At 52.8% G+C, this 20,070-nt stretch carries 20 protein-coding genes; 11 read left to right on the top strand and 9 right to left on the bottom strand.

Going from position 1 to position 20,070, the window contains the following annotated elements:
* Window positions 1-29: 29 nt before the first annotated feature.
* The 9 genes from ACYVHB_RS07510 to ACYVHB_RS07550 all read left to right on the top strand — a co-directional run bounded on the left by ACYVHB_RS07510 (window position 30) and on the right by ACYVHB_RS07550 (window position 6,929).
* Window positions 30-800 carry an alpha/beta fold hydrolase gene (locus ACYVHB_RS07510; protein ID WP_461051084.1) on the top strand — a complete coding sequence of 257 codons (771 nt, stop codon included), beginning with the start codon at window positions 30-32 and terminating at the stop codon, window positions 798-800.
* 61 nt (window positions 801-861) lie between these two features.
* The gene (locus ACYVHB_RS07515; RefSeq protein ID WP_461051085.1) at window positions 862-1,563 is read left to right on the top strand and encodes an SAM-dependent methyltransferase; all 702 of its coding nucleotides are present in this window, start codon (window positions 862-864) and stop codon (window positions 1,561-1,563) included.
* A 2-nt stretch (window positions 1,564-1,565) separates the two neighbouring features.
* Window positions 1,566-2,204 (top strand): MBL fold metallo-hydrolase, encoded by a 639-nt coding sequence (locus ACYVHB_RS07520; RefSeq protein ID WP_461051086.1) that lies wholly within the window; start codon window positions 1,566-1,568, stop codon window positions 2,202-2,204.
* Window positions 2,205-2,306: 102 nt separating this feature from the next.
* Complete coding sequence (gene pssA, locus ACYVHB_RS07525) at window positions 2,307-2,996, top strand: CDP-diacylglycerol--serine O-phosphatidyltransferase (RefSeq protein WP_461051087.1); 690 nt, start codon at window positions 2,307-2,309, stop codon at window positions 2,994-2,996.
* 64 nt (window positions 2,997-3,060) lie between these two features.
* Complete coding sequence (gene purS / locus ACYVHB_RS07530; RefSeq protein ID WP_461051088.1) at window positions 3,061-3,324, top strand: phosphoribosylformylglycinamidine synthase subunit PurS; 264 nt, start codon at window positions 3,061-3,063, stop codon at window positions 3,322-3,324.
* 112 nt (window positions 3,325-3,436) lie between these two features.
* On the top strand, window positions 3,437-4,444 hold the full coding sequence (locus ACYVHB_RS07535; protein WP_461051089.1) for a 3-oxoacyl-ACP synthase III family protein: 1,008 nt from the start codon (window positions 3,437-3,439) through the stop codon (window positions 4,442-4,444).
* A gap of 17 nt (window positions 4,445-4,461) precedes the next feature.
* Complete coding sequence (gene pth, locus ACYVHB_RS07540; protein WP_461051090.1) at window positions 4,462-5,028, top strand: aminoacyl-tRNA hydrolase; 567 nt, start codon at window positions 4,462-4,464, stop codon at window positions 5,026-5,028.
* Window positions 5,029-5,268: 240 nt separating this feature from the next.
* Window positions 5,269-5,709, top strand: a complete 441-nt coding sequence (locus ACYVHB_RS07545; RefSeq protein WP_461051091.1) for a hypothetical protein — start codon at window positions 5,269-5,271, stop codon at window positions 5,707-5,709.
* A 155-nt stretch (window positions 5,710-5,864) separates the two neighbouring features.
* Window positions 5,865-6,929, top strand: coding sequence for a nucleotidyltransferase domain-containing protein (locus ACYVHB_RS07550; protein WP_461051092.1), 1,065 nt, complete (start codon window positions 5,865-5,867; stop codon window positions 6,927-6,929).
* Window positions 6,930-6,977: 48 nt separating this feature from the next.
* Here ACYVHB_RS07550 and ACYVHB_RS07555 read toward each other — a convergent pair whose 3' ends face one another.
* The 5 genes from ACYVHB_RS07555 to ACYVHB_RS07575 form a co-directional block, all read right to left on the bottom strand.
* On the bottom strand, window positions 6,978-7,835 hold the full coding sequence (locus ACYVHB_RS07555) for a M23 family metallopeptidase (protein WP_461051093.1): 858 nt from the start codon (window positions 7,833-7,835) through the stop codon (window positions 6,978-6,980).
* A 208-nt stretch (window positions 7,836-8,043) separates the two neighbouring features.
* Window positions 8,044-10,545 (bottom strand): outer membrane beta-barrel protein, encoded by a 2,502-nt coding sequence (locus ACYVHB_RS07560; protein WP_461051094.1) that lies wholly within the window; start codon window positions 10,543-10,545, stop codon window positions 8,044-8,046.
* 234 nt (window positions 10,546-10,779) lie between these two features.
* Window positions 10,780-11,052, bottom strand: a complete 273-nt coding sequence (locus ACYVHB_RS07565) for a hypothetical protein (RefSeq protein ID WP_461051095.1) — start codon at window positions 11,050-11,052, stop codon at window positions 10,780-10,782.
* A complete protein-coding gene (locus tag ACYVHB_RS07570) occupies window positions 11,049-12,122 on the bottom strand; it encodes a DUF5694 domain-containing protein (protein WP_461051096.1) in 1,074 nt (357 codons plus the stop codon). The genes ACYVHB_RS07565 and ACYVHB_RS07570 overlap by 4 nt, the downstream gene beginning before the upstream one ends.
* Before the next feature lie 64 nt (window positions 12,123-12,186).
* Entirely contained in the window at window positions 12,187-12,336 is a 150-nt protein-coding gene (locus tag ACYVHB_RS07575) for a hypothetical protein (RefSeq protein WP_461051097.1), read from the bottom strand.
* On the opposite strand from ACYVHB_RS07575, the gene ACYVHB_RS07580 reads away from it, so the two are divergent.
* Together ACYVHB_RS07580 and ACYVHB_RS07585 are read left to right on the top strand one after the other, a co-directional pair.
* The gene (locus tag ACYVHB_RS07580) at window positions 12,335-13,366 is read left to right on the top strand and encodes a sensor histidine kinase (protein WP_461051098.1); all 1,032 of its coding nucleotides are present in this window, start codon (window positions 12,335-12,337) and stop codon (window positions 13,364-13,366) included. The genes ACYVHB_RS07575 and ACYVHB_RS07580 overlap by 2 nt on opposite strands.
* Window positions 13,367-13,386: 20 nt before the next feature.
* Complete coding sequence (locus tag ACYVHB_RS07585) at window positions 13,387-14,136, top strand: LytR/AlgR family response regulator transcription factor (RefSeq protein ID WP_461051099.1); 750 nt, start codon at window positions 13,387-13,389, stop codon at window positions 14,134-14,136.
* 47 nt (window positions 14,137-14,183) lie between these two features.
* Here ACYVHB_RS07585 and ACYVHB_RS07590 read toward each other — a convergent pair whose 3' ends face one another.
* From ACYVHB_RS07590 to ACYVHB_RS07605, 4 genes are all read right to left on the bottom strand, one after another.
* Complete coding sequence (locus tag ACYVHB_RS07590; protein WP_461051100.1) at window positions 14,184-14,891, bottom strand: porin family protein; 708 nt, start codon at window positions 14,889-14,891, stop codon at window positions 14,184-14,186.
* 670 nt (window positions 14,892-15,561) lie between these two features.
* Complete coding sequence (rodA, locus tag ACYVHB_RS07595) at window positions 15,562-16,839, bottom strand: rod shape-determining protein RodA (protein ID WP_461051101.1); 1,278 nt, start codon at window positions 16,837-16,839, stop codon at window positions 15,562-15,564.
* A 99-nt stretch (window positions 16,840-16,938) separates the two neighbouring features.
* Window positions 16,939-18,891: a peptidoglycan D,D-transpeptidase FtsI family protein gene (locus ACYVHB_RS07600; RefSeq protein ID WP_461051102.1), complete on the bottom strand. Its 1,953-nt coding sequence runs from the start codon at window positions 18,889-18,891 to the stop codon at window positions 16,939-16,941.
* A 133-nt stretch (window positions 18,892-19,024) separates the two neighbouring features.
* Window positions 19,025-20,038 (bottom strand): SMP-30/gluconolactonase/LRE family protein, encoded by a 1,014-nt coding sequence (locus ACYVHB_RS07605; protein WP_461051103.1) that lies wholly within the window; start codon window positions 20,036-20,038, stop codon window positions 19,025-19,027.
* Window positions 20,039-20,070 lie beyond the last annotated feature (32 nt).

Consider the following 20,070-nt stretch of genomic DNA (forward strand, 5'->3'; position numbering starts at 1 on the left):
ACTCTTTCGCTCTTCCACCCTTCCACTCTATGAAATTATTCTTCCGCCAAACGGGCGATACCGGTCCCGCCATTATCATTCTACACGGTGTCTTCGGCTCCTCCGATAACTGGCTGACGACCAGCAAGACCATCGCGGCACGAGGTTACCGCGTTTTTGCGCTCGACCAGCGCAACCACGGGCAGTCGCCCCGCGCCGACGATCAGAGTTACACGAGCATGGCCGCTGACCTGCGCGAGTTTCTCGTTGACCAGCAGTTGGACAGCCCAATTCTGATTGGGCACTCGATGGGTGGCAAAACGGTCATGCAGTATGCGATTGACTACGCAAACACCTTTAGCAAACTCGTCGTGGTTGATATTGCCCCCCGATTTTACCCGGTTCATCATCGCGATATTATTCGGGGCCTGAACGCCATCGACCTGATGAACCTGGGCAGCCGCAACGAAGCCGATGCGGTTCTGAGCGGCTATGAACCGTTGGTAGCGGTCCGGCAGTTTCTGCTCAAAAACCTGTATCGTAATGAGCAGGGGCGGTTCGACTGGCGGCTCAACTTACCCGTGATCGAGCGTGAACTACACGGCATTGGCGATGAACTAACCAACTCCCGCATTGTTACCGAACCAACGCTGTTCATACGGGGCAGCGAATCGCCCTACATCACGGACGAGGACATTCCAACAATCAAACGCATCTTTCCAAACGCTCACATCGAGACCATTCAGGGCGCAGGTCACTGGGTGCAGGCCGAAAAGCCGGTGGAGTTTGTGGAAACGTTAATGAAGTTTTTAAATGTATAGTTTGTGGTTGGCTGACGCGAACTGTTCACGCGTCAGCCAACCACAAACTCAAAAACAACTCATGCCTACCCTTTACCTCATCCCCACCCTTCTCGCCGATGATACGGCCGCGCAGGTGCTGCCCCCCCACATTCGGGACGTTATCGAGAAAACCGACGCTTATTTTGTGGAGAATGTCCGCTCGGCCCGGCGGTTTATCAGCGGGCTGAAAACGGCCCGCGTCATCGACGAAACCACGTTTTTCGACCTCGACAAAGACACGCCCCCCGCCGACACGCGCCGACAGATTCAGGAACTTACGGAGCGCAAACGCAACGCGGGCGTGTTATCAGAAGCAGGTTGCCCCGGCGTGGCCGATCCCGGCGCAGTCATTGTCGGCATGGCCCACACGCTGGGCTGGCGGGTGGAGCCGCTGGTGGGACCGTCGTCTATTTTGCTGGCGCTGATGGCGTCGGGCCTGAATGGGCAGTCGTTTGTGTTTCACGGCTACCTGCCCATCGAGAAAGCCGAACGTGCCCGCGCCGTCCGGTTTTTGGAAAAAGAAGCGCAGGGACGACTACAGACGCAGATTTTCATGGAAACCCCTTACCGCAACGATGCGTTGTTTGCCGACGTGCTGGCCAATTGCGAACCCAACACGCGCCTGTGCGTCGCCTGCAACCTGACCGCCCCCGACGCCTTTGTGCGGACGCTGACGATCCGGGAATGGAAAAGCCAAACGCCCGACCTGCGCAAAAAACCAACGGTGTTTCTACTTTTGTAGCAATGATTCAAACCTTCGAGTTCTCACCCTTTCAGGAAAACACGTACGTCGTTACCGATGAAGCCACCCGTGAGGCTGTTATCATTGACCCCGGTTGTTACGAACAGGAGGAGAAAGAAGCGCTGGGTAAATTCATCGACGACCATAAGCTTACCGTCAAATACCTGTTGCTGACCCACGCTCACCTCGACCACGTTTTTGGGGTTGCCTACGTGAAGCGTAAATTTGGTGTCAAGGCTTACCTGCATCAGCAGGATGTGGTCATCTACGACGATGTGCCAACCCGTTGCTTGGTCTATGGCCTGCGGGGGTACGAACACAGCGAAATTGACGTATTCCTGAAAGAAGGCGACCGCTTCCGGTTTGGTAATACCGCGTTAGACGTCATATTTGTGCCCGGCCACGCACCGGGGCATATGGCGTTTGTTAATCATGCCGATCACTACGTTGTTGGGGGCGACGTACTGTTTCGGGGGAGCGTGGGCCGAACGGACTTTCCGTATTGCAACCACGCCGACCTGCTCAACAGCATCCAAACGCAGTTTTTCACCCTGCCCGACGATTACCTTGTTTACCCCGGCCACATGGAGCCAACGACCATCGGTCAGGAGAAGCGGACAAATCCTTTTGTTAAGATGTAGGAACGGACCTCCGGGTCCGTTCGGCCGTCAGGCCAGCTATATGCAGCTCACTCACTCATAAACTGGCCTTGCGGCCAAACGGACCCGGAGGTCCGTTTCTACATGAATCTACTCAAACACCTGCCTAACGCCATGACCTGCGGCAACCTGCTTTGCGGGTGTATTGGTTTAGTAATGGCCCTGCGTGGTCATCTGGAACTGGCCTCCTGGCTGATTGGGCTGGCGGCTGTGCTCGATTTCGGTGATGGCTTCGTGGCCCGAATGGTCAACGCGTCGGGACCGTTCGGTAAAGAGCTGGATTCGCTGGCCGACGTTGTCACGTTTGGCGTCCTGCCCGCTGCTATTGTGTTTCAGCTCTGCTGGTTTCAGGAGTTGGGGAACGTCTCCTACGGGGCCTTTCTGATTGCCATACTGTCGGCCCTTCGGTTAGCCAATTTTAACATCGACACCCGCCAGTCGGAGTCGTTCATTGGTTTACCCGTGCCAGCCAATGCCATGCTGATTGCTGCTTTCCCGCTCATGGGGCGCTATCAGCCGCAGTTCAACGGGCTGTGGGAGAATGACATTGCCCTCGGTATGATGGTCGCTTTTTCGTTCATGCTCGTCGCTGACGTACCGCTGTTTGCGCTCAAATTCAAATCGTTCGGCTGGGCTGCCAACCAGACAAAGTACCTATTTCTGATCGCATCGGCGCTGCTCCTCGTATTTTTGCACTACGCAGCCATCCCGTTTATTATTCTGCTGTATATTATTGTTTCACTAATATTTAATGAGCGAATAGCGAATGAGTGAATGAGCGAATAAATCCGCTACCAAACATTCACTCATTCACTCATTCACTCATTCGCCATTAAAAATGAAATACATCGCCGAAATTACGATCATGACCCGCCCCGAGATTCTGGATCCGCAGGGCAAAGCCGTTAAACTTGGGTTGCATAACCTCCAGATGGACACCATCGACAACGTTCGTATTGGTAAGCATATCCGGCTCGAAGTCGATGCCGATACGGAGGCCAACGCCCGCGAAACGGTCGATGCCGCCTGCCGACAGTTACTGGCCAACCTGATTATGGAGGAGTACTCGTTTGAATTGCAGCCAGCCACGTCAAACCTGTAAGTTTTTGAAACCGGAACGCGTAGTTCGGAACGCGTAGTTCTTGCAGGTTTAGTACCTTTGGCGACTATTTATGATCCGCCCGGACGGGTGAACTGATTACGGTCAACAACAAATGGCTCCGACATACTCAAAAATCTCAGGATTAGGCTTTTACGTACCCGAAACCATCGTAGCCAACGATGATTTGACCCAGTACATGGATACCAGCGACGCCTGGATTCAGGAACGCACAGGTATTAAACAGCGACGCTGGTTTACGTACGGCAAAGACACTAACGCGAGCATGGCTACGGCGGCTTCGCGCATGGCGCTCGAACGGGCGGGCGTTGACGCCAAATCCGTTGACTTAATCGTTTACGCGACGATCACGCCCGATTATTATTTTCCAGGCTCCGCTTTCCTGATGCAGCGCGAACTGGGTCTGGAAGGCATTGCCGTCATCGACATCCGGCAGCAGTGTTCGGGCTTTGTCTACGCGCTTTCTATTGCCGACCAGTTTATTAAGAGTGGGATGTACAAAACTGCCTTAGTCGTGGGGTCAGAGATTCAATCGTCACTGCTCAATAAAACGACCGAAGGCCGGGGTGTAGCCGTCATCTTCGGCGATGGCGCGGGCGCAGCCGTTGTACAGACGACCACCGACCCCGACCACCGGATTCTTTCCACGCACCTGCACGCCGACGGGCGCTTTGCCGAAGATCTCTACGTGAAAGACCCCGGCAGCAGCCGCGACGGCCGCTGGATTACCGAAGCCACCGTTGCCGAAGGAAACTACAACGTGACCATGAACGGCAGCGCCGTTTTTAAACACGCCGTCGTGCGGTTTGCCGAAGTCATCAATGAAAGCCTGACTGCCAACGGTTTCCAGCCCGATGACCTCTCGTTGCTGGTGCCCCATCAGGCCAACATCCGCATCTCCAACTACGTGCAGCAACAAATGAACCTGCCCGACGAGAAAATAGTCAACAACATTCAACAGTACGGCAACACCACGGCAGCCTCCATCCCCATTGCGCTGACAGAAGCCTTCGATCAAGAACGCATCAAACCAGGCGATCTGGTTTGCTTAGCTGCGTTCGGTAGCGGCTTCACCTGGGCCTCAGCACTGATCCGCTGGTAGATTATCCTTCATTTATCATGTCTACTAAATTTCTGATTGTTGGTCTCGGCAACATCGGGCCTGAGTACGCGCTCACGCGCCACAATGCGGGTTTTATGGTGCTCGACCGTCTGGCCGCGCAGTATGGTTTCGATTTTTCGATGACCCGGCTGGCTTACACCGCCCAATGGCAGCACAAAGGCAAGCAACTGTTCTTTGTGAAGCCCACGACGTTTATGAACCTCAGCGGCCGGGCGGTGCTGTATTATATGAAGCAGGAGGCCATTCCGATTGAGAACCTGCTGATCATCACTGACGATAAGGATCTGCCCTTCGGCAAGCTGCGGCTGAAGCCCAAAGGCTCGCCCGGTGGGCATAATGGCCTGCGCAGTATTGATGAGGTGCTGAATACACAGGAGTACGCCCGGCTACGAATTGGAATTGGCAGTGCCTTTTCGAGAGGTCGTCAGGTTGATTTTGTACTGGGGCAGTTTCCGGAGGATGAATTGATTCAATTGCCAGACTATCTGGACCGGGCTGGCGAAGCAGTGAAGGCGTTTTGTGTTTCGGGCATACAATTAGCTATGAATAATTACAATCAGTAATATAATTTTTAAAAGAATTTTTCTTTTAAACTGACAGTTACAAATGATAGATAAACAAACGTAATATAAAAATATTATTCTGATAATCACATCTAAATACCATATTAATCACTCTTTTCAGTTATAATCAACATTATATTCGGAATAATATTTCGACAAGGACCTATATACATTGTGATTTTACAGAACTTCCAGGAGCACCGGGGGGTTATGTATATGAAAACAAAATATAATAAAACAATGAAAACGCGTGTTATCTTTGCATCGTTGGTTCTTGGATTAGGGTTAACGATTTCTCAGGCAAACGCGGCTACCACCACCAACCATGATGATAGCCCGGCCGCCAAAAAGCCGGCAAGTGCGATGCTTGTCAACGGTTCCCAAATGCAGTTTGCTACGTACATGGGGTACAACCTTGCCAAGTTTTCGCAGACTACCAATTGGAAAAATTTTATGAGCGTTGTCTCGTTGTATAACCAAAGCCCGGCCGCTGTGCTGACCATCAGCCCCGCCGACCGCGCCCAGTTCAACGAAGCTGTTGCTCAGGTAAATACACAACTGGCTAAGCAGAAAAACGCCGAAGCCAGCCGTTGGATGAATCAGGCCGATTTGACGGCCCGGATGATCAACTTCCTCTGGAATGCGAATCAGCCCATCAGCGAAACACCTGACGTTCAGTAGTTTAAAATAAATACTGAATTGCCTGGAGTTTTGGAACAGAAAAGAGTAAAAGTTAGTTTTTCATGTAGAAAAGGTTAAGGGTTTAGGAATAGTCAGTATAGGGTTCTCCGCTCAGATCGGGGAACCTTATCTTTTTTTAGGGGTATTTTTGTTCCATGACTATCCAGAACCTCCATGACCGCAACCTAATCCTGTTTGAGTGCATTAGCGGTAGCCGCGCCTACGGTACTGACCTGCCCACGTCCGACACCGATATTCGGGGTGTTTTCGTACTGCCGCAAGCCGACCTGTACGGGCTGAATTACATAGAGCAGGTTAATGACGCCAAAAACGACGTGATCTTCTACGAACTACGTCGGTTTGTTGAACTGCTTGCCAAGAATAATCCGAACATTCTCGAATTGCTATGCGCTCCAGCCGACTGCATCCTTTATAAACACCCTCTATTCGATCAACTTCAACCCGCTGATTTTCTATCGACACTTTGCCGCGATACGTTTGCGGGCTATGCAGTCAGTCAGATCAAAAAGGCGCGGGGCCTCAACAAGAAAATACTGAACCCACTGCCGAAGGAGCGAAAATTGTTGCTCAATTTCTGCTACGTATTAACCGGGGCAGGCAGTTTACCAGTGACTGATTGGCTCGCTGCCAAACGGTGGGAACAAATTAAGTGTGGCTTGGTGAGCATTCCCCACGCCCGCGACGTGTACGCCCTTTTCTACGATGAGACGGCTACGCTGAATCTCCAGGGTATCACCAATAATGCCGATTCGGCGGAAGTTTCGCTCAGCAGCGTACCGAAAGAAATGCAACCGGTGGCGCACCTCTACGTCAACCACGACGGGTATTCGAGCTACTGCAAAGACTACCGCGAGTATTGGGAATGGGTCGAAAAGCGCAACGATGCCCGCTATCAGAATACGCTCGACCACGGCAAGAACTACGACGCCAAAAATATGATGCACACGTTCCGGCTGCTCGACATGGCGGCTGAGATTCTGACGACCGGACGCGTCATTGTCCGCCGACCGAATCGCGACGAACTGCTGAAAATCCGGGCGGGCGCGTTCGAGTATGACGAGTTGATTACCCAAGCCGAACAAAAAGTGGCGTTAGTCGATGCCGCTGCGGCCAACAGTTTGCTTCCGGCCCGTCCGAATCAGATCCAGATTGAGCAGCTTTTGGTAGAAATGCGGACTGCGTGGTATGAAAACCAATGACAGCAGTAGTCAGAGCCAGACTACTGCTGTCATTGGTTTTCACCGTGCTTATTTCACTTCCGGCATATCTGAAGGATCAATCAGCAGGTAGCCAGGGTTGATGCGGGCACCGTGCCAACGAGCGCCCAGGTGCATGTGCGGACCAGTAGTGCGGCCCGTTTCGCCGACAGCCCCAATTTTCTGTCCTTTAGTAACGGTTTGGTTCGGCTTCACGTCTAAGCTTTTCAGGTGAAAATACTCGCTGATTAGCCCACTACCGTGGTCGACGTAGACCGAGTTTCCACTAAAAAAATGATTGGCCGCCATCAGCACGCGTCCATTGCCAATGCTCAGGGCTGGTTCGCCACCCGTAACGGGGTAATCCTGACCGGTGTGGCGGTCGCGGGCCTTTCCGTTGAAGGTGCGGCACGTGCCGAAGTTGCCTTCTCCTTTAGGCAATGGACTGGCGGGTTTGCCCACTGGAAGGTCGAACACGGGCGGGCGTTCGGTGCTTTTATACCGCAGCAGGGGCAGCACGGAGGCCATTTCTTTGCGGTGACGCGCTAAATTCTGCGCCGACACGTCGATGTATTCTGTCTTGGCAAACTCGGTGATGTCCTCTGGAACGCAATGTTTTTCGACGACCCTGAGTTTAGCGCTTTCGAGCCGACCACCGGTTGTCCGGCGCGAAATGGTGTAGGTAGCCGCTTTCATTTCCATATCTACGGGATAGTAGCAGGTTCCGTTGACGGCGGCCCAGGCTTTATTGCCAAAGCTGCATCGAAGGCAATTGCCAGCCCAGCGTGCCACGGCTCCCTGAGCAGCACTAACTGATTTTGGTGCCGTAACTGCTGCATTCTGCCCATAACCGGGCGCAGTGAGGCAGCTAATCAGACTTAAGAGCAGGAATAGTGAGTTCGTTTTCATTTCTATCGTATAGTGAGATTTGTTCAATGGACTAACCCAATCAACTGGCAAATGTTCGGGCACAAAAAAGCCATTCCTCAAGATGGGAATGGCTTTTCAACTTTTCTTAACCTAAACTAAGTCCACTGAATGAATAATGCAGGATGGATAACATAAAATGATGGAAACGAAGCGGATTGCGTATTATCCATTCTACATTATTCATTCCTTAATTATTTCCGCCAACCCGGCGCTGTTCGGCGGAGGTGGCTGAGTTGCGCTGGCGTTCGCCTTTTACGTTCTGATTACCGAAGCGGTAGGTGAACGTGAGGTTTACCCGGCGGCTCTCCCACCGCGACCCAACGTAGAAATTTATATCCTGCACGACGGCCCGGCCCCGGAATTGATTCAGCCAGAACGGATCGTTGACGTTCAATTTCACGTTGCCTTTGCCATCCATGACCTTCTTCTGCACACCGAGCGAAAACCCGCCCTGCGGCCGTGACTGGTAGAAGCCATACTGCGACGCCGAGTTATACCACCCCGACAGCTCGGCCGAAAGCGTTTTGCTGAACGTGAAGTTGTTAGACGTGTACAGATTGTAGGCCACCAGTTTCACTTCGTAAGGCGCTCCCGAGTAAACCGTCTGGTAATGCTGATAGTAGGTGCTGACGTTGTTCTGCATCCGCCACCACTTGGCCACCGTCACCGGGAAGCTGACCGTTAGGTTCACGTTGTCCAGATGGCCGAGGTTCTCAGGTGTTACATACGTAGTATTGCGCTCCGGAATCTGCCGGGGTGTTTCGCGGTTAATAAAATCCGTTGTGCGGCTAAAACCGAGCGTTGTCGAAACGGCACTTTTGAACACGTGCGTCAGCTCAACCGAGTTTGTGTACTGAGGCCGTAAAAACGGGTTGCCCTGCTGGTAGGTATACGGGTCCAAGAAGTACACGAATGGATTAAGGTTTTGGTAATCAGGACGGTCGATCCGGCGACTGTATGATAGATTCAGCACGTTGTTGGTATCCAGTTGCCGCGACAGAAATAGCGTCGGGAATAGATTCAGGTAATTGCGGTCAACGCGTTGATTGAGCGTGACCGACGTACCCACCGAGTGCGTGTGTTCAACCCGCAGCCCCGCCTGTACTTTCAGCTTTTTGCTCCGCGTGGATTTGCCAAGCGTACCGGCAAAGTTCACGTAGCCCGCGTTGATGTTCTCCTCGTATTTGAACTGGTTAGACCGGCTATCATCGAACAGCCACTGCTTCGTTTCCTGTTGCAGTGTATCGAAAATTGAGTTGTTGTCGGCGTTGACAAAACTGCTTTTCAGACCCACTTCCAGTTTAGCACCCTTTTTTAACGGATGCACGTAATCCGTTTTGAACGCCAGAATACCAATCGTCGATGGCATACCATTGCGCACGTCTTGCTGGGGGCGAATCAGGCCACCGGCAGGGCCGTAGAAAACCGTGCTGAGGTTGTTGCTATTCTGACCCATGTATCGAACGTAGTCAGCATCGGCGGTCCACTCGCGCCCATTCGCGTCAAATTCATACTTGTAGTTCAGGTTTGCCGTCACGTTTTGCAGCCGATTACCCATGTTAGTTTGGGTTACCGGGTTGCTGGTGAGCTGGCGGCTTTCGTTACTGATGAGCGTGCTGTTCGTACCAGCCGACCGCCAGTCGTTCGAGAAACCGTTGACGACAACGCCAACCGTGCTTTTTTGGTTGATGAAATAATCCAGCCCGCCTTTGTACGAATGCCCAACGAACTGATTCGGACGGAACGACACCTGATCGAAGTAAGTCGTGCGGCCATTGAACGGAATGGTGCGGTTGAGAACATTGCTTTGCGCACTTTCGCGGTTTACGTAGCTGTAGTTGCCGAACAAATTCACCTTACTGCTCCGATTATTCAGGTTCAGCGACGTGTTGAACTTAGGCAGGTCGTCGCGTTGGCCACGCAGGTTGTTAAACCAGCCATAACCCGTACCAATAATGAATGTACCATTCGTGCCGAGGTTCTGGTTCTTTTTCATTTTGATATTGATAATCCCCGAATTACCGGCCGCGTCGTATTTGGAGCCGGGGTTGGTGATAATCTCGATGGTGGCGATATTATCCGAGGGTGTGTTTTTGAGCAGGTTCGCCACCTCCTGCTGCGACAGATATGTCTGTTTACCGTCGATATAGATGATTACGCCCGATTTTCCTTTCAACTGAATCTGGTCGTTCTGGCGGTCAATGGTGACGCCGGGGGCTTTTTCGAGCACTTCCAGAGCCGTGTTGCCACTGGCCACGATGCTGTTTTCGACGTTAACAACCGTTCGGTCAACCTGCTGCTCAATGAACGGCTTTTTGGCAATCACGGCTACCTCCGTCAAGTTTTTCGACTCATCGACCAATGTCAGCGCGGGCAATGCGATGGCGGGATGAGCCTCATCAACCGCGAACGGTGCACTATACGTTTTGCGAAAACCCATCTGTTGCGCCATGACCAAATAGCGCCCCGCTCCCACATTATCAAATACATACTTTCCGGCCTCATCGCTAATGGCTCCTTTTACGAGCGTCGAGTCAGTTGCTTTGAGCAACATCATGGTTGTAAATTCCAGCGGTTTTCCGACCGCGCTACCTACCTGCCCGCTTACGGCCCCTCGTGTAATCACCTGCCCAAAACTCGTTGTCGAGGTGATCAGAATACCAATCAGAAAGTGTAGAGTCGTTTTCATTATCGTGACTTTTTCAGAAGGTTGTGGCGTACTGTGTGCCTTTAGTACATGGCAAAAGTAGGTAGTGGGCATCACAAAGTACCTTATCTTACACAAGCGGTCTGAACGGCGGTATAAGCGGATTTGAGTGGATGATTAGTGCATTTGATACCTATGGTAACAGAAAGATGCAGACGGCGTAATCAACGTTGCATTGCCTGAATAATAATTGCGTTGCCATTTGTCAGGCCCGCTTCACACAGCCACCCAGTCGGGCCTCAGCACAAACACCCACAGCCATAACCAGGCCGGATCGGAAGATGACTGTAGCAACGCGGGTAGCCGGGGTTGCGTTGTACTACTTGCTGTACTGGCTAACCGCTCGTCCATGAACCCGTTCCGGCTTACAGTTGAAGAATCAGTTAGCAGTATTTTATTGGAGCCATTCCCCGTAATGGTCGTTTGGGGGAGCAAAACGGCTGAGGTAGTAATCAGCGCTTTGGCCAGGAGCTGGTTAAGCGCTTTCATGGCTGGTACTCGTTCAGCGTGTAGACGGTCACGTTGGGCATCGTCCGCAGGATGTCGACCATTATCTTCCGGTGATTGGCCCCGACCCCGACAACCACTCGGTTAGCACCCGCCAACCGGGCACGGCTCACGAGGTTGCGGCACATGCCTTCGTTGCGCAACTGCCAGAAATGGAGCATGGCCGACAACTCTTTTTCGGGGAAGTTAGCTGCTCCGAACAGACGCTCGGCACCGTAGAAATTAGCTATATTGAGAAACGCATCGCCCTCTGGTCCGTTCATGAACTGAGTCTGAGTTCCGTCTTTTTCAGCCTGTTTTTCCTGCTTCGTTAATTCGTTCATCCGGTTCATCAGGGTAGCGTACCGCCGGGCATCGACCGAATTGGTATCGGCTTCAAAGCCCGTTTCCCACCGGCGATAGAGGGAGTCTGCACTATTCCAGGCCGCCTGCCACTGTAAATCATACTGCTGACAGTCCATGGGTAGAATCCGGTCCTGATTCAGCTTATCCATCAGCGGGAAGAAGATGTTGTGGTACTCGCTGGACCGGGAGCGGTACAGTGAATCAGGTTCGCCAAGGATGGTTCGGTAAGCCGCGCGTTCTTCAGAACCAAAGGCGGGTTGGACCTGATTGAGCCGGTAAAGCTGGTAGCGGTCGTTGCCAAAATCATGCTGCAGAAAGAGCGCACGGGCCAGCTTCATGCGGTCCTGATGCTGGTTTGGGTGCTCCCGCAGAAGCTGGTAGGTCTGCTGAATAAACTTATCTGGATTTTTGGGCGCTGGATACGCGTGACGCTTAATGTAAGCAATTCGTTTTTCCACGGCCTTTTTGTTCCAGTAGTCGGCCAGAGCGTCGTAGTCTTCGGGCGAGAGATCTTCGCTGAACACCGCGTCGGGCCGGAATGCGAGGGCTTTACCGAGCGGGTAATCGAACTGCTCAACGGGCGCTTTGCCGTAGTCGTGCGATGCGCCGATCAGTAGTATGTCGAGTGGCTGACCGGTGGTTTTGGTCTGAGCAGGACTGGTGAACGGGATGGTTAACAGCAGTAGGGAAGCGAGGAGCGTTTTCATGATTGCAGGGGTTTTTGCGTGATTGATGGGTCAAAAGTGTCCCTCGCTCCTGCCCTCGCCAACCCTATTCGACCAACCCGCCCAACACCTCGGCTAACCCGATTTCAGGCCGACCAACGCCGATGCCTGACCACCGACCCGTTCGTCGGCTGAAACGGGGCGTTGGTCGAACCGATTTGCCATCCGGCTCATCAACTTTGTTTCTTTGATCCATGAAAAATCGCACCCGTACTCTGCTGTACCTCGGCGGCCTGCTGCTATACCTAACCCTCGACGTAGCCCGCCACCGGGACTCGGGCCAGATCTATTGGCAGTTTGGCCTGCTGAACATCATCTACCAGTGGCTGACAATCTACCTGACGCACGTTATTGTGCTAAACCCGTTGTTCGCCCGGAAAAAATACGGCTGGGCCATTCTGGGCGGGCTGGGTTGCGTGGCTTTCTACATCGGCCTCCGCTACTTAGTTGACGAAATATTGATGCTCCACTTCTTCGGTATTCACAATTACTTCGACGGAACACCATTTTCCTTCTTTGTGAAGGATAACCTCTACTTTGCCATTCCACTCGTGCTGATTGGACTAATTTTCAAAATCATTGAAGACTGGTTCGTACATCAGCAGGAACGCATGGCCCTCGTTAGCGAACGCAACACGGCCGAACTGGCCTTTCTGAAGTCGCAGGTGAATCCCCATTTCCTGTTCAACACACTCAACAACATCTACGCGCTGGCCTACACTAAGTCCGACGCGGCACCGGGGGCCATTCTGAAACTGTCGGAACTGATGCGCTACATGCTCTACGATAGTAACAGCACCGAGCAGTCCGGCGCTGCGGGTAGCCCAGCCCGTGTGCCGCTCTCGAAGGAGGTGACGTACTTGGAAAATTTTGTCGAGTTAGAAAAGCTGCGGGTAGTCAATGCCCACGTTCAATTCAGCGTCGAGGGCAATACCGATTTGTTTCGCATTGAACCCCTGCTACTCGTATCCTTCGTGGAAAACGCCTTCAAACACGGCGACCTGACCGATGCCAGCCAGCCATTAGTGATTGACCTGAGCGTGCGGAATGGCAGCCTGCGTTTCGATACGCTGAACAAGAAAACGAGCCGCCACACCGACGCTGTTGGTGGTATTGGGTTAGCCAACGTTCGTCGTCGGCTGGCGTTGCTTTATCCAAACCGGCACACCCTGCGAATTACCGATGAGCCGGACAGCTACGCCTGTTCGCTGGAATTGAGTTTGTAACCCACCACTCTCCTACGTCCATGCGCTGCCTGATTGTTGACGATGAACCTCTGGCCCACGCCATCCTGAGCGATTACATTCGCAAGGTGCCGTTTCTCGAACTCGTCGGTGCCACCACCAGCCCCATCGACGCCCTCACGCGGGTGCAGCGGGGCGAGGTAGATCTGGTATTTCTGGATATTCAAATGCCCGAACTGACCGGCATGCAATTCATGAGTTTAGCCCGGCGGGGTGTGGGCGGTTCTCAATGCCGGGTTATTCTGACAACGGCGTATTCCGAATACGCGCTGGAGGGCTATGAACACGATGTGGTCGACTATCTGCTCAAACCCGTCTCGTTCGAGCGGTTTTACAAAGCGGTGCAAAAGTTATTTCCCCTCAGCCAGGCCGGTGACCCGCCACCGGCACCGACTACAGAACCGACAGTTGGCCTTTCGGCAATGCCGCCCCCCGACGCACCGAAGGATTTTATTTTTGTCAAGACCGAGTATCGCCTGCAACGCGTTGGCTTGACCGATTTTCTATACTGCGAAGGCCTGAAGGATTACGTATCCATTTATACACCGACGGACCGGATCCTGGCCCTGCAAACGATGAAAACGATGGAGGAGAAGCTACCGGCTAACCAGTTTGTGCGGGTTCATAAGTCGTACATCGTGGCACTGAGCCGCATCGAATCCATCGAGCGTAACCGAATTTACATCGGCAAAGCCGTTATCCCCATCGGTGATACCCACCGGGAATCCTTTTACCGGCTTATCGAAGGCTGAACCAGTGAGAGGCCGCAATCGATAAGCCGGTTTTTTCAAAACAAGACTTACAGTTTCAGTCCCACGGCCCACACACTGGCGTCCGGCCCCTGCCCCGCCCGAAAAGGACTGCCCGGTTCATAGCGGCCAAACAGCTTGGCACTGCCCCGGAAGCCAAGTTCGGTGGTCAGGCCCCAGCGAATTGGGCTCAGGTTATATGATCCGTGCGTCCGAACGGCCCGGCCCCCTTCGGGTTTCTCTTTTGTGTAGCTGTCTAACCGCATTCCGGCGTAGGCTCCCACGCCCAGTGTCAAACCCGATTTGAACGCCACGTTCAGGATCACCGGCAGGTTGAATTGGGTTGTCACCAATTTGGATTTGCGCAGATCGACGTCAGCCGCTTCAACAACGAGCTGATTATTCTGCTCGGTTAATTTGTTCCGGTCCGTAAACATGAAATTATTCCAGGCAATCTCGGGACCAGTTGTCAACCGCAATTTGGTGGCTCCGCTCACGGACAGCGGAATGCGTTTCTGCCAGGCCAGCGCCACAAACCGGGAGCCGATGGGCCGGAAGTCGTAGCTGCTGGGCAAAGACCCACCGAAATTGGTGAACCCAACGTAGATACTAAAGTCGCTGACAACACGCTCGATGGCTTTACTGGGTTGAACAGTGCGGGTCGTGGAATCCTGCGTGATGGTGATGGTCGTTTGAGCAAACGAAACGGCCGACGCAACGATCAGGGCCGAGGTAAGAAGGTGTTGTATAGCTTTCATGACGGTTGTCAAATTTATGATGTGTGAAATTTGAAGGTGTCGATCAGCGCTAATCGTTTCCCTGCGTTGTTTGACAGGAAGATGTCAGAACGCCCGGCGGAGGTTGCACGGGTTACCAGAATTTTTCGGCAACAATTTTTCGAGCACAAAAAACCGCGTTTGGGCGGGCACTTGTTGAGTCAAGAGATTTAAGTTGAAACCGTAAATGAGAGTCGTGGAAGTCTCGTTTGCACGCTTATACCTCCACTGGTTAAATTTTACAGCTGCTATCGTATTAGTGGGAAAGAGTCATAAATGAAGTTATAGTTTCTGGCAATGGTAACTATTTTTAGTCCTATTAGGGGAAATTTTTAAACCATTTCTACGCGACGAAATAATACACAACAAGCGCTACACTGGCTACCGACCACAAGCCGTAAAATAGCTTTATGTTCCAAAAGGATATAAGACCAATTACGGCGTAAGGAAAGATCAATAACCCTTTGTTTGGGAGGTCCTTACCCAATGGGTTGATAATATATAACCCTACCAAAATCACATAAAGCAGAATTTTGAGAAGCACCGGGATCGACTTCCTGTAATTATGCATAATTGATAGAGCTGATTTGCTATATAAATACACTTGCATTAAACCGACAACCGTATGACACGGTCCTTGCCCATACCTACTTCACCTACGCATCAGGGCCGTTCGGCGGGAGTCGAGTTTGAGGAAAATAAACAGCAGGATCGAAAAGGACCAGAGCGACGAGCCGCCGTAGGAGAAAAAGGGCAGCGGAATCCCGATCACGGGCATCAGGCCAATGGTCATGCCGATGTTGACCATAACGTGGAAAAAGATGATTCCGGCCACGCAGTAGCCATATATTCTGGCAAACTTGCTGCGCTGCTTTTCGGCCAGAATCACAATGCGCGACAACAGACCGATGAACAGCCCAATAACGACAAAGCTGCCGATGAAGCCGTGCTCCTCGCCAATGGTGCAGAAAATGAAGTCGGTGCTTTGCTCCGGCACGAAGTCGAACTTCGTTTGGGTGCCTTCCAGAAAACCCTTTCCCTGGAGCCGCCCCGACCCAATGGCGATTTTGGCCTGGGTTACGTTCCAGCCCACGCCCAGCGGGTCGATGGTGGGATCGACGAGGACTTTGATGCGGTTGCGCTGGTGCTTTTGGAGGACGTTGTTTACGAAAAAATCGACCCCCGCCACAATTACCATCATGCCCACCCCAATCAGACCCATCGACACAAGGTTGCTGGTAGTGCGGTTGTAGCGCGGCATCAGCAGTACGACAATGCCGAATAGCATAACAACCCCCGCAAAGATGTACAAGATAGGAAAAACCAGCGCCAGAATGAGTAATGCCGCCATGGTGATGCCCACCGCCGGAATCCAGCCGGGCAGTCCTTCGCGGTAAAGCATGATTACGAACGAAGCAAACACCAGCGTTGAACCGGTTTCGTTGGAGGCCAGAATAAGAATACAGGGCAGCAGAATGATACCCCCAATGCGGAGCAGGTCTTTTTGTTTGATGAGGTTCATGCCCGGCACATCCAGATATTTGGCTAAGGCCAGCGCCGTGGCAACTTTGGCAAACTCGGCGGGCTGAATGGATAGTCCACCGAACTTAAACCAGGATCGCGACCCATTGATGTTGGTACCCAAAAACAACACTAAAATCAGCATCAGGATCATGAACGCGTAAATGAGGTAGGCGAACGAATCGAAAAACTTATGGTTGATGACTAAGATACAGATAACTAAGATCACGGTTGTGCCAATCCACATCATCTGCTTCCCGGCATTGGTGGTCATGTCGAACAGGCTGGTGTGGTCTTCGGGGCTGTAGACGGCGGCATACACGTTGAGCCAGCCCATGGTAATACAGCCAAAATAGAGCACCAGCGTGAGCCAGTCAATGTCTTGAGAAAAGGGGTCGTTACGGGACATCAAACGTAGTTTGTGGTTCGTGGTTTGTAGTTTGTAGTTGGCTGACGCCTGAAGGCTTACGCGTCAGCCAATTACAAACTACAAACCACGAACTGGTTATCAGTTTCCGCTCACGCCGGGCACCACAATGGGCTTCGGCTTAGTGGCGGTCATGAGTGGCTTAAGAACGGAGTCTTTTTTGGGAGACTCTTTTCGGGGCTGAACGCGGGACTTTAGCCGGGCCTGCATACCCACCGGCGGCAAGTAGTTGGCCGCTTTTATTTTTGCATCTAAGCGGGCAGCTTCGGTTTTCCGCTTCAGGTAGCGCTCAACCACCAGTGCAGCCACTGATGCAGCCGCGTTGCCACCCCAGCCCGCGTTTTCTACGAACACGGCAATGGCAATTTTGGGGTTGTTCATCGGCGCGAACCCAACGAAAATCGAGTGATCGAACTTGTGGCCCCGCTTGGCGTTCTGCGAGGTTCCCGTTTTGCCACAAAGTTCCGTTCCCGCAATATTGGCCAAGGGCGTCACCGTACCGTGCACAACGGCCCCGCGCATTCCGTCGATCACCGGCAGGTAATACTGCCGGTCAATGCCGGTTTCGTGCCGCTGAAGGTACTGAGCCGGGACGCCTGCGCCCGGTTTGCCAAATCCCCGGATGTAGTGGGGCGTGATGTAGTACCCCCGGTTGGCAATCGTAGCGGCTAAGTTGACTAACTTCAGCGGACTAATGAGCAGTTCGCCCTCGCCAATGCTCAACGAATAAACATTTGAAAACTTCCAGCGATACTGCCCCCGGTACATTCTGTCGTAATCATCGACAGTGGGCAAATTACCCTTCAGTTCGCTGGGCAAATCGACACCGAGCCGCTGTCCAATGCCAAACTTCTCGACCATTTCGTGCCACCGGCGCATCCCAATCGCCGATGCTTTGAACGTGTTGGGTTCGCCATTGTAGTAGATAAACCGGCGGAACACGCTGTAGAAATACGGGTTGCAGGAGTACTGCACCGCGCCCCGCAGATTTTGTCCGCCGTGGCAGTGGCACCGCACGGGCGTTCCACCGTGCCCGTACACCATGCCCGGATGCAGGGAACCTTCCTGCTGCGCAATCAATGCCTGAATCAGTTTAAACGTGGAGCCGGGGCGATAGCTGGCCATAATGGGCCGGTTGATGAGCGGCTTGTAGGGATTCTTAATCAGCGCCCGGTAGTTCTTGGAGAAAAATCGGCTCGACAGCAGGTTCGGGTCATAGGTTGGAGCCGAAACCGACACCAGTATCTCACCCGTTTCCGGCTCTACCGCCACCACCGAGCCAACCTTGTTGATCATCAGGCTGTCGGCGTACTGCTGTATCTCCACGTCGATACCCGTAATGAGGTTTTGACCCGCCACGGCCAGCGTATCGAAGGCGCCGTTTTTCCACGAGCCTTTGTTCACGCCCCGCACGTTCTGCATCATGAACTTCACCCCGCGCTTGCCGCGCAGTTGATCCTCGTACTGCTCCTCCAGTCCATTATGACCCACGTAGTCGCCCTGCCGGTAATAGGGAAGATCCTGATTTTCGAGTTGCTTTTTGCTGATTTCGCTGACGTAACCCAGGGCGTTGGCCATGGTGTGGGCCGGGTAGGTGCGCATGGCACTAATTACCGGTTCAAAGCCCCGGTAGTCGACCAGCGCATCCTGAATCCGGGCGAAATCTTCTTTGGACAACTGCCGCAGAAACAGCGAGGGCTTAAGGGCTGAATAATTTTTGGCCAGCCCCATGATGCTGTCAAACTCCGATTGAGTGATGTTCATCATTCGGCAAAAAGCCGTCGTATCGGGAATTTTGACTTGTTTCGGCGTTACGTACAGATCGTAGACGGGCGTATTGTAAACGAGGAGTTTGTTGTTCCGGTCGTAAATCTGCCCCCGGTACGGTATCTCCACGACCCGCTTGATTGAATTCTTCGACGCACCCAGTGAGTACGTATCGTCGAGCACCTGCAAATAAAACAACCGGGTCAGGTATGCTACTCCGACGAGGCAAAAAACACCAATGATAACCCACTTCCGATTCTCTAACATGATGAGAATAACCCCCTAAACCAAGCTCCGATTAGTAAATCAACCCAAAGATAAGCAAAGGGAATGATGAATTATGAATGATAAATGCCGCTCAGTTATGGTCCATTTATCATTCATAATTCATCATTAAATATCACCACCCCCGTGCCGTTGTCTTCACCCGGCAGAGGTACATATCGGCCGTGATGTAGAGCGTGGAGCCATCGTCGCCCCAAGCGCAATTGGCTGTAGCGACGCCGGTTTTCAGGTGGCCCAGGAACTCACCCGTTGGCGAGAGCACCAGTACGCCATTAGCTCCGGTAACCCACAAGTTGCCATTGCGGTCCACCTTCATACCATCGAAGCCGCCGGTCAAGCTTTGTTTCTTCATTCCCTCAGGACCAAAAACAACGCGCCCCTTGCCCGCCGAGCCATCGGCTTGAAGTGAGTAGGCCATAACAACCGGATTGGCCCCGTCCGACTGGGCGACATATAAGACTTTCTCATCGGGCGAAAGGGCAACACCATTCGGGCGGGTCAACTCGTTAGTGATGACAGATACAGTGCCATTGGGAGCGATGCGATAGACGCCGAACCCGTCGATTTCGCGGGTGGGATCGGTCTCTTTTTTGGGCAGACCGTACGGTGGATCAGTGAAGTAATAGCTGCCATCCGAATGCACTACCACATCGTTGGGGCTGTTGAACCGCTTACCATTGTAATTATCGGCGAGGGTTTTCTTGCCGCCACCATTCCCACTCAGGGGCATGGCCGTTACGCGCCGGTCGCCGTGTTCGCAGGCAATCAGTCGCCCCTGCCGGTCGATGGTCAGGCCGTTGGAACCAGGCTCGTCGCCGTAGGGTGCCACCCCCGTGTAGCCCGACGGTTTCAGAAAGGGGGAAAGCCCGTCTTTCTCCGTCCACCGAAAAATGGTGTTCTGGGGCACGTCGGAAAACAGGAGGTAGTTCCCCTGCTTCACCCAAACCGGCCCTTCGGACCAAGTGAACCCGCTGGCCAGTACCTCAATTTGGGCGTCTTTGGGAACGAGCTTATCCAAACGCGGATCAACGCGCACAATCTGGCCAATGGTGGGGTACGTCGGCTGGGCCAGGACTGGGACGAGCGCCGTAGCGACCAAGCCCGTCAGCAGTAAAAGGGAAATTTTCATCGTATCGCGTTGAAAAGTAAGTACTGTATAAG

Source organism: Spirosoma arcticum (assembly GCF_054779955.1).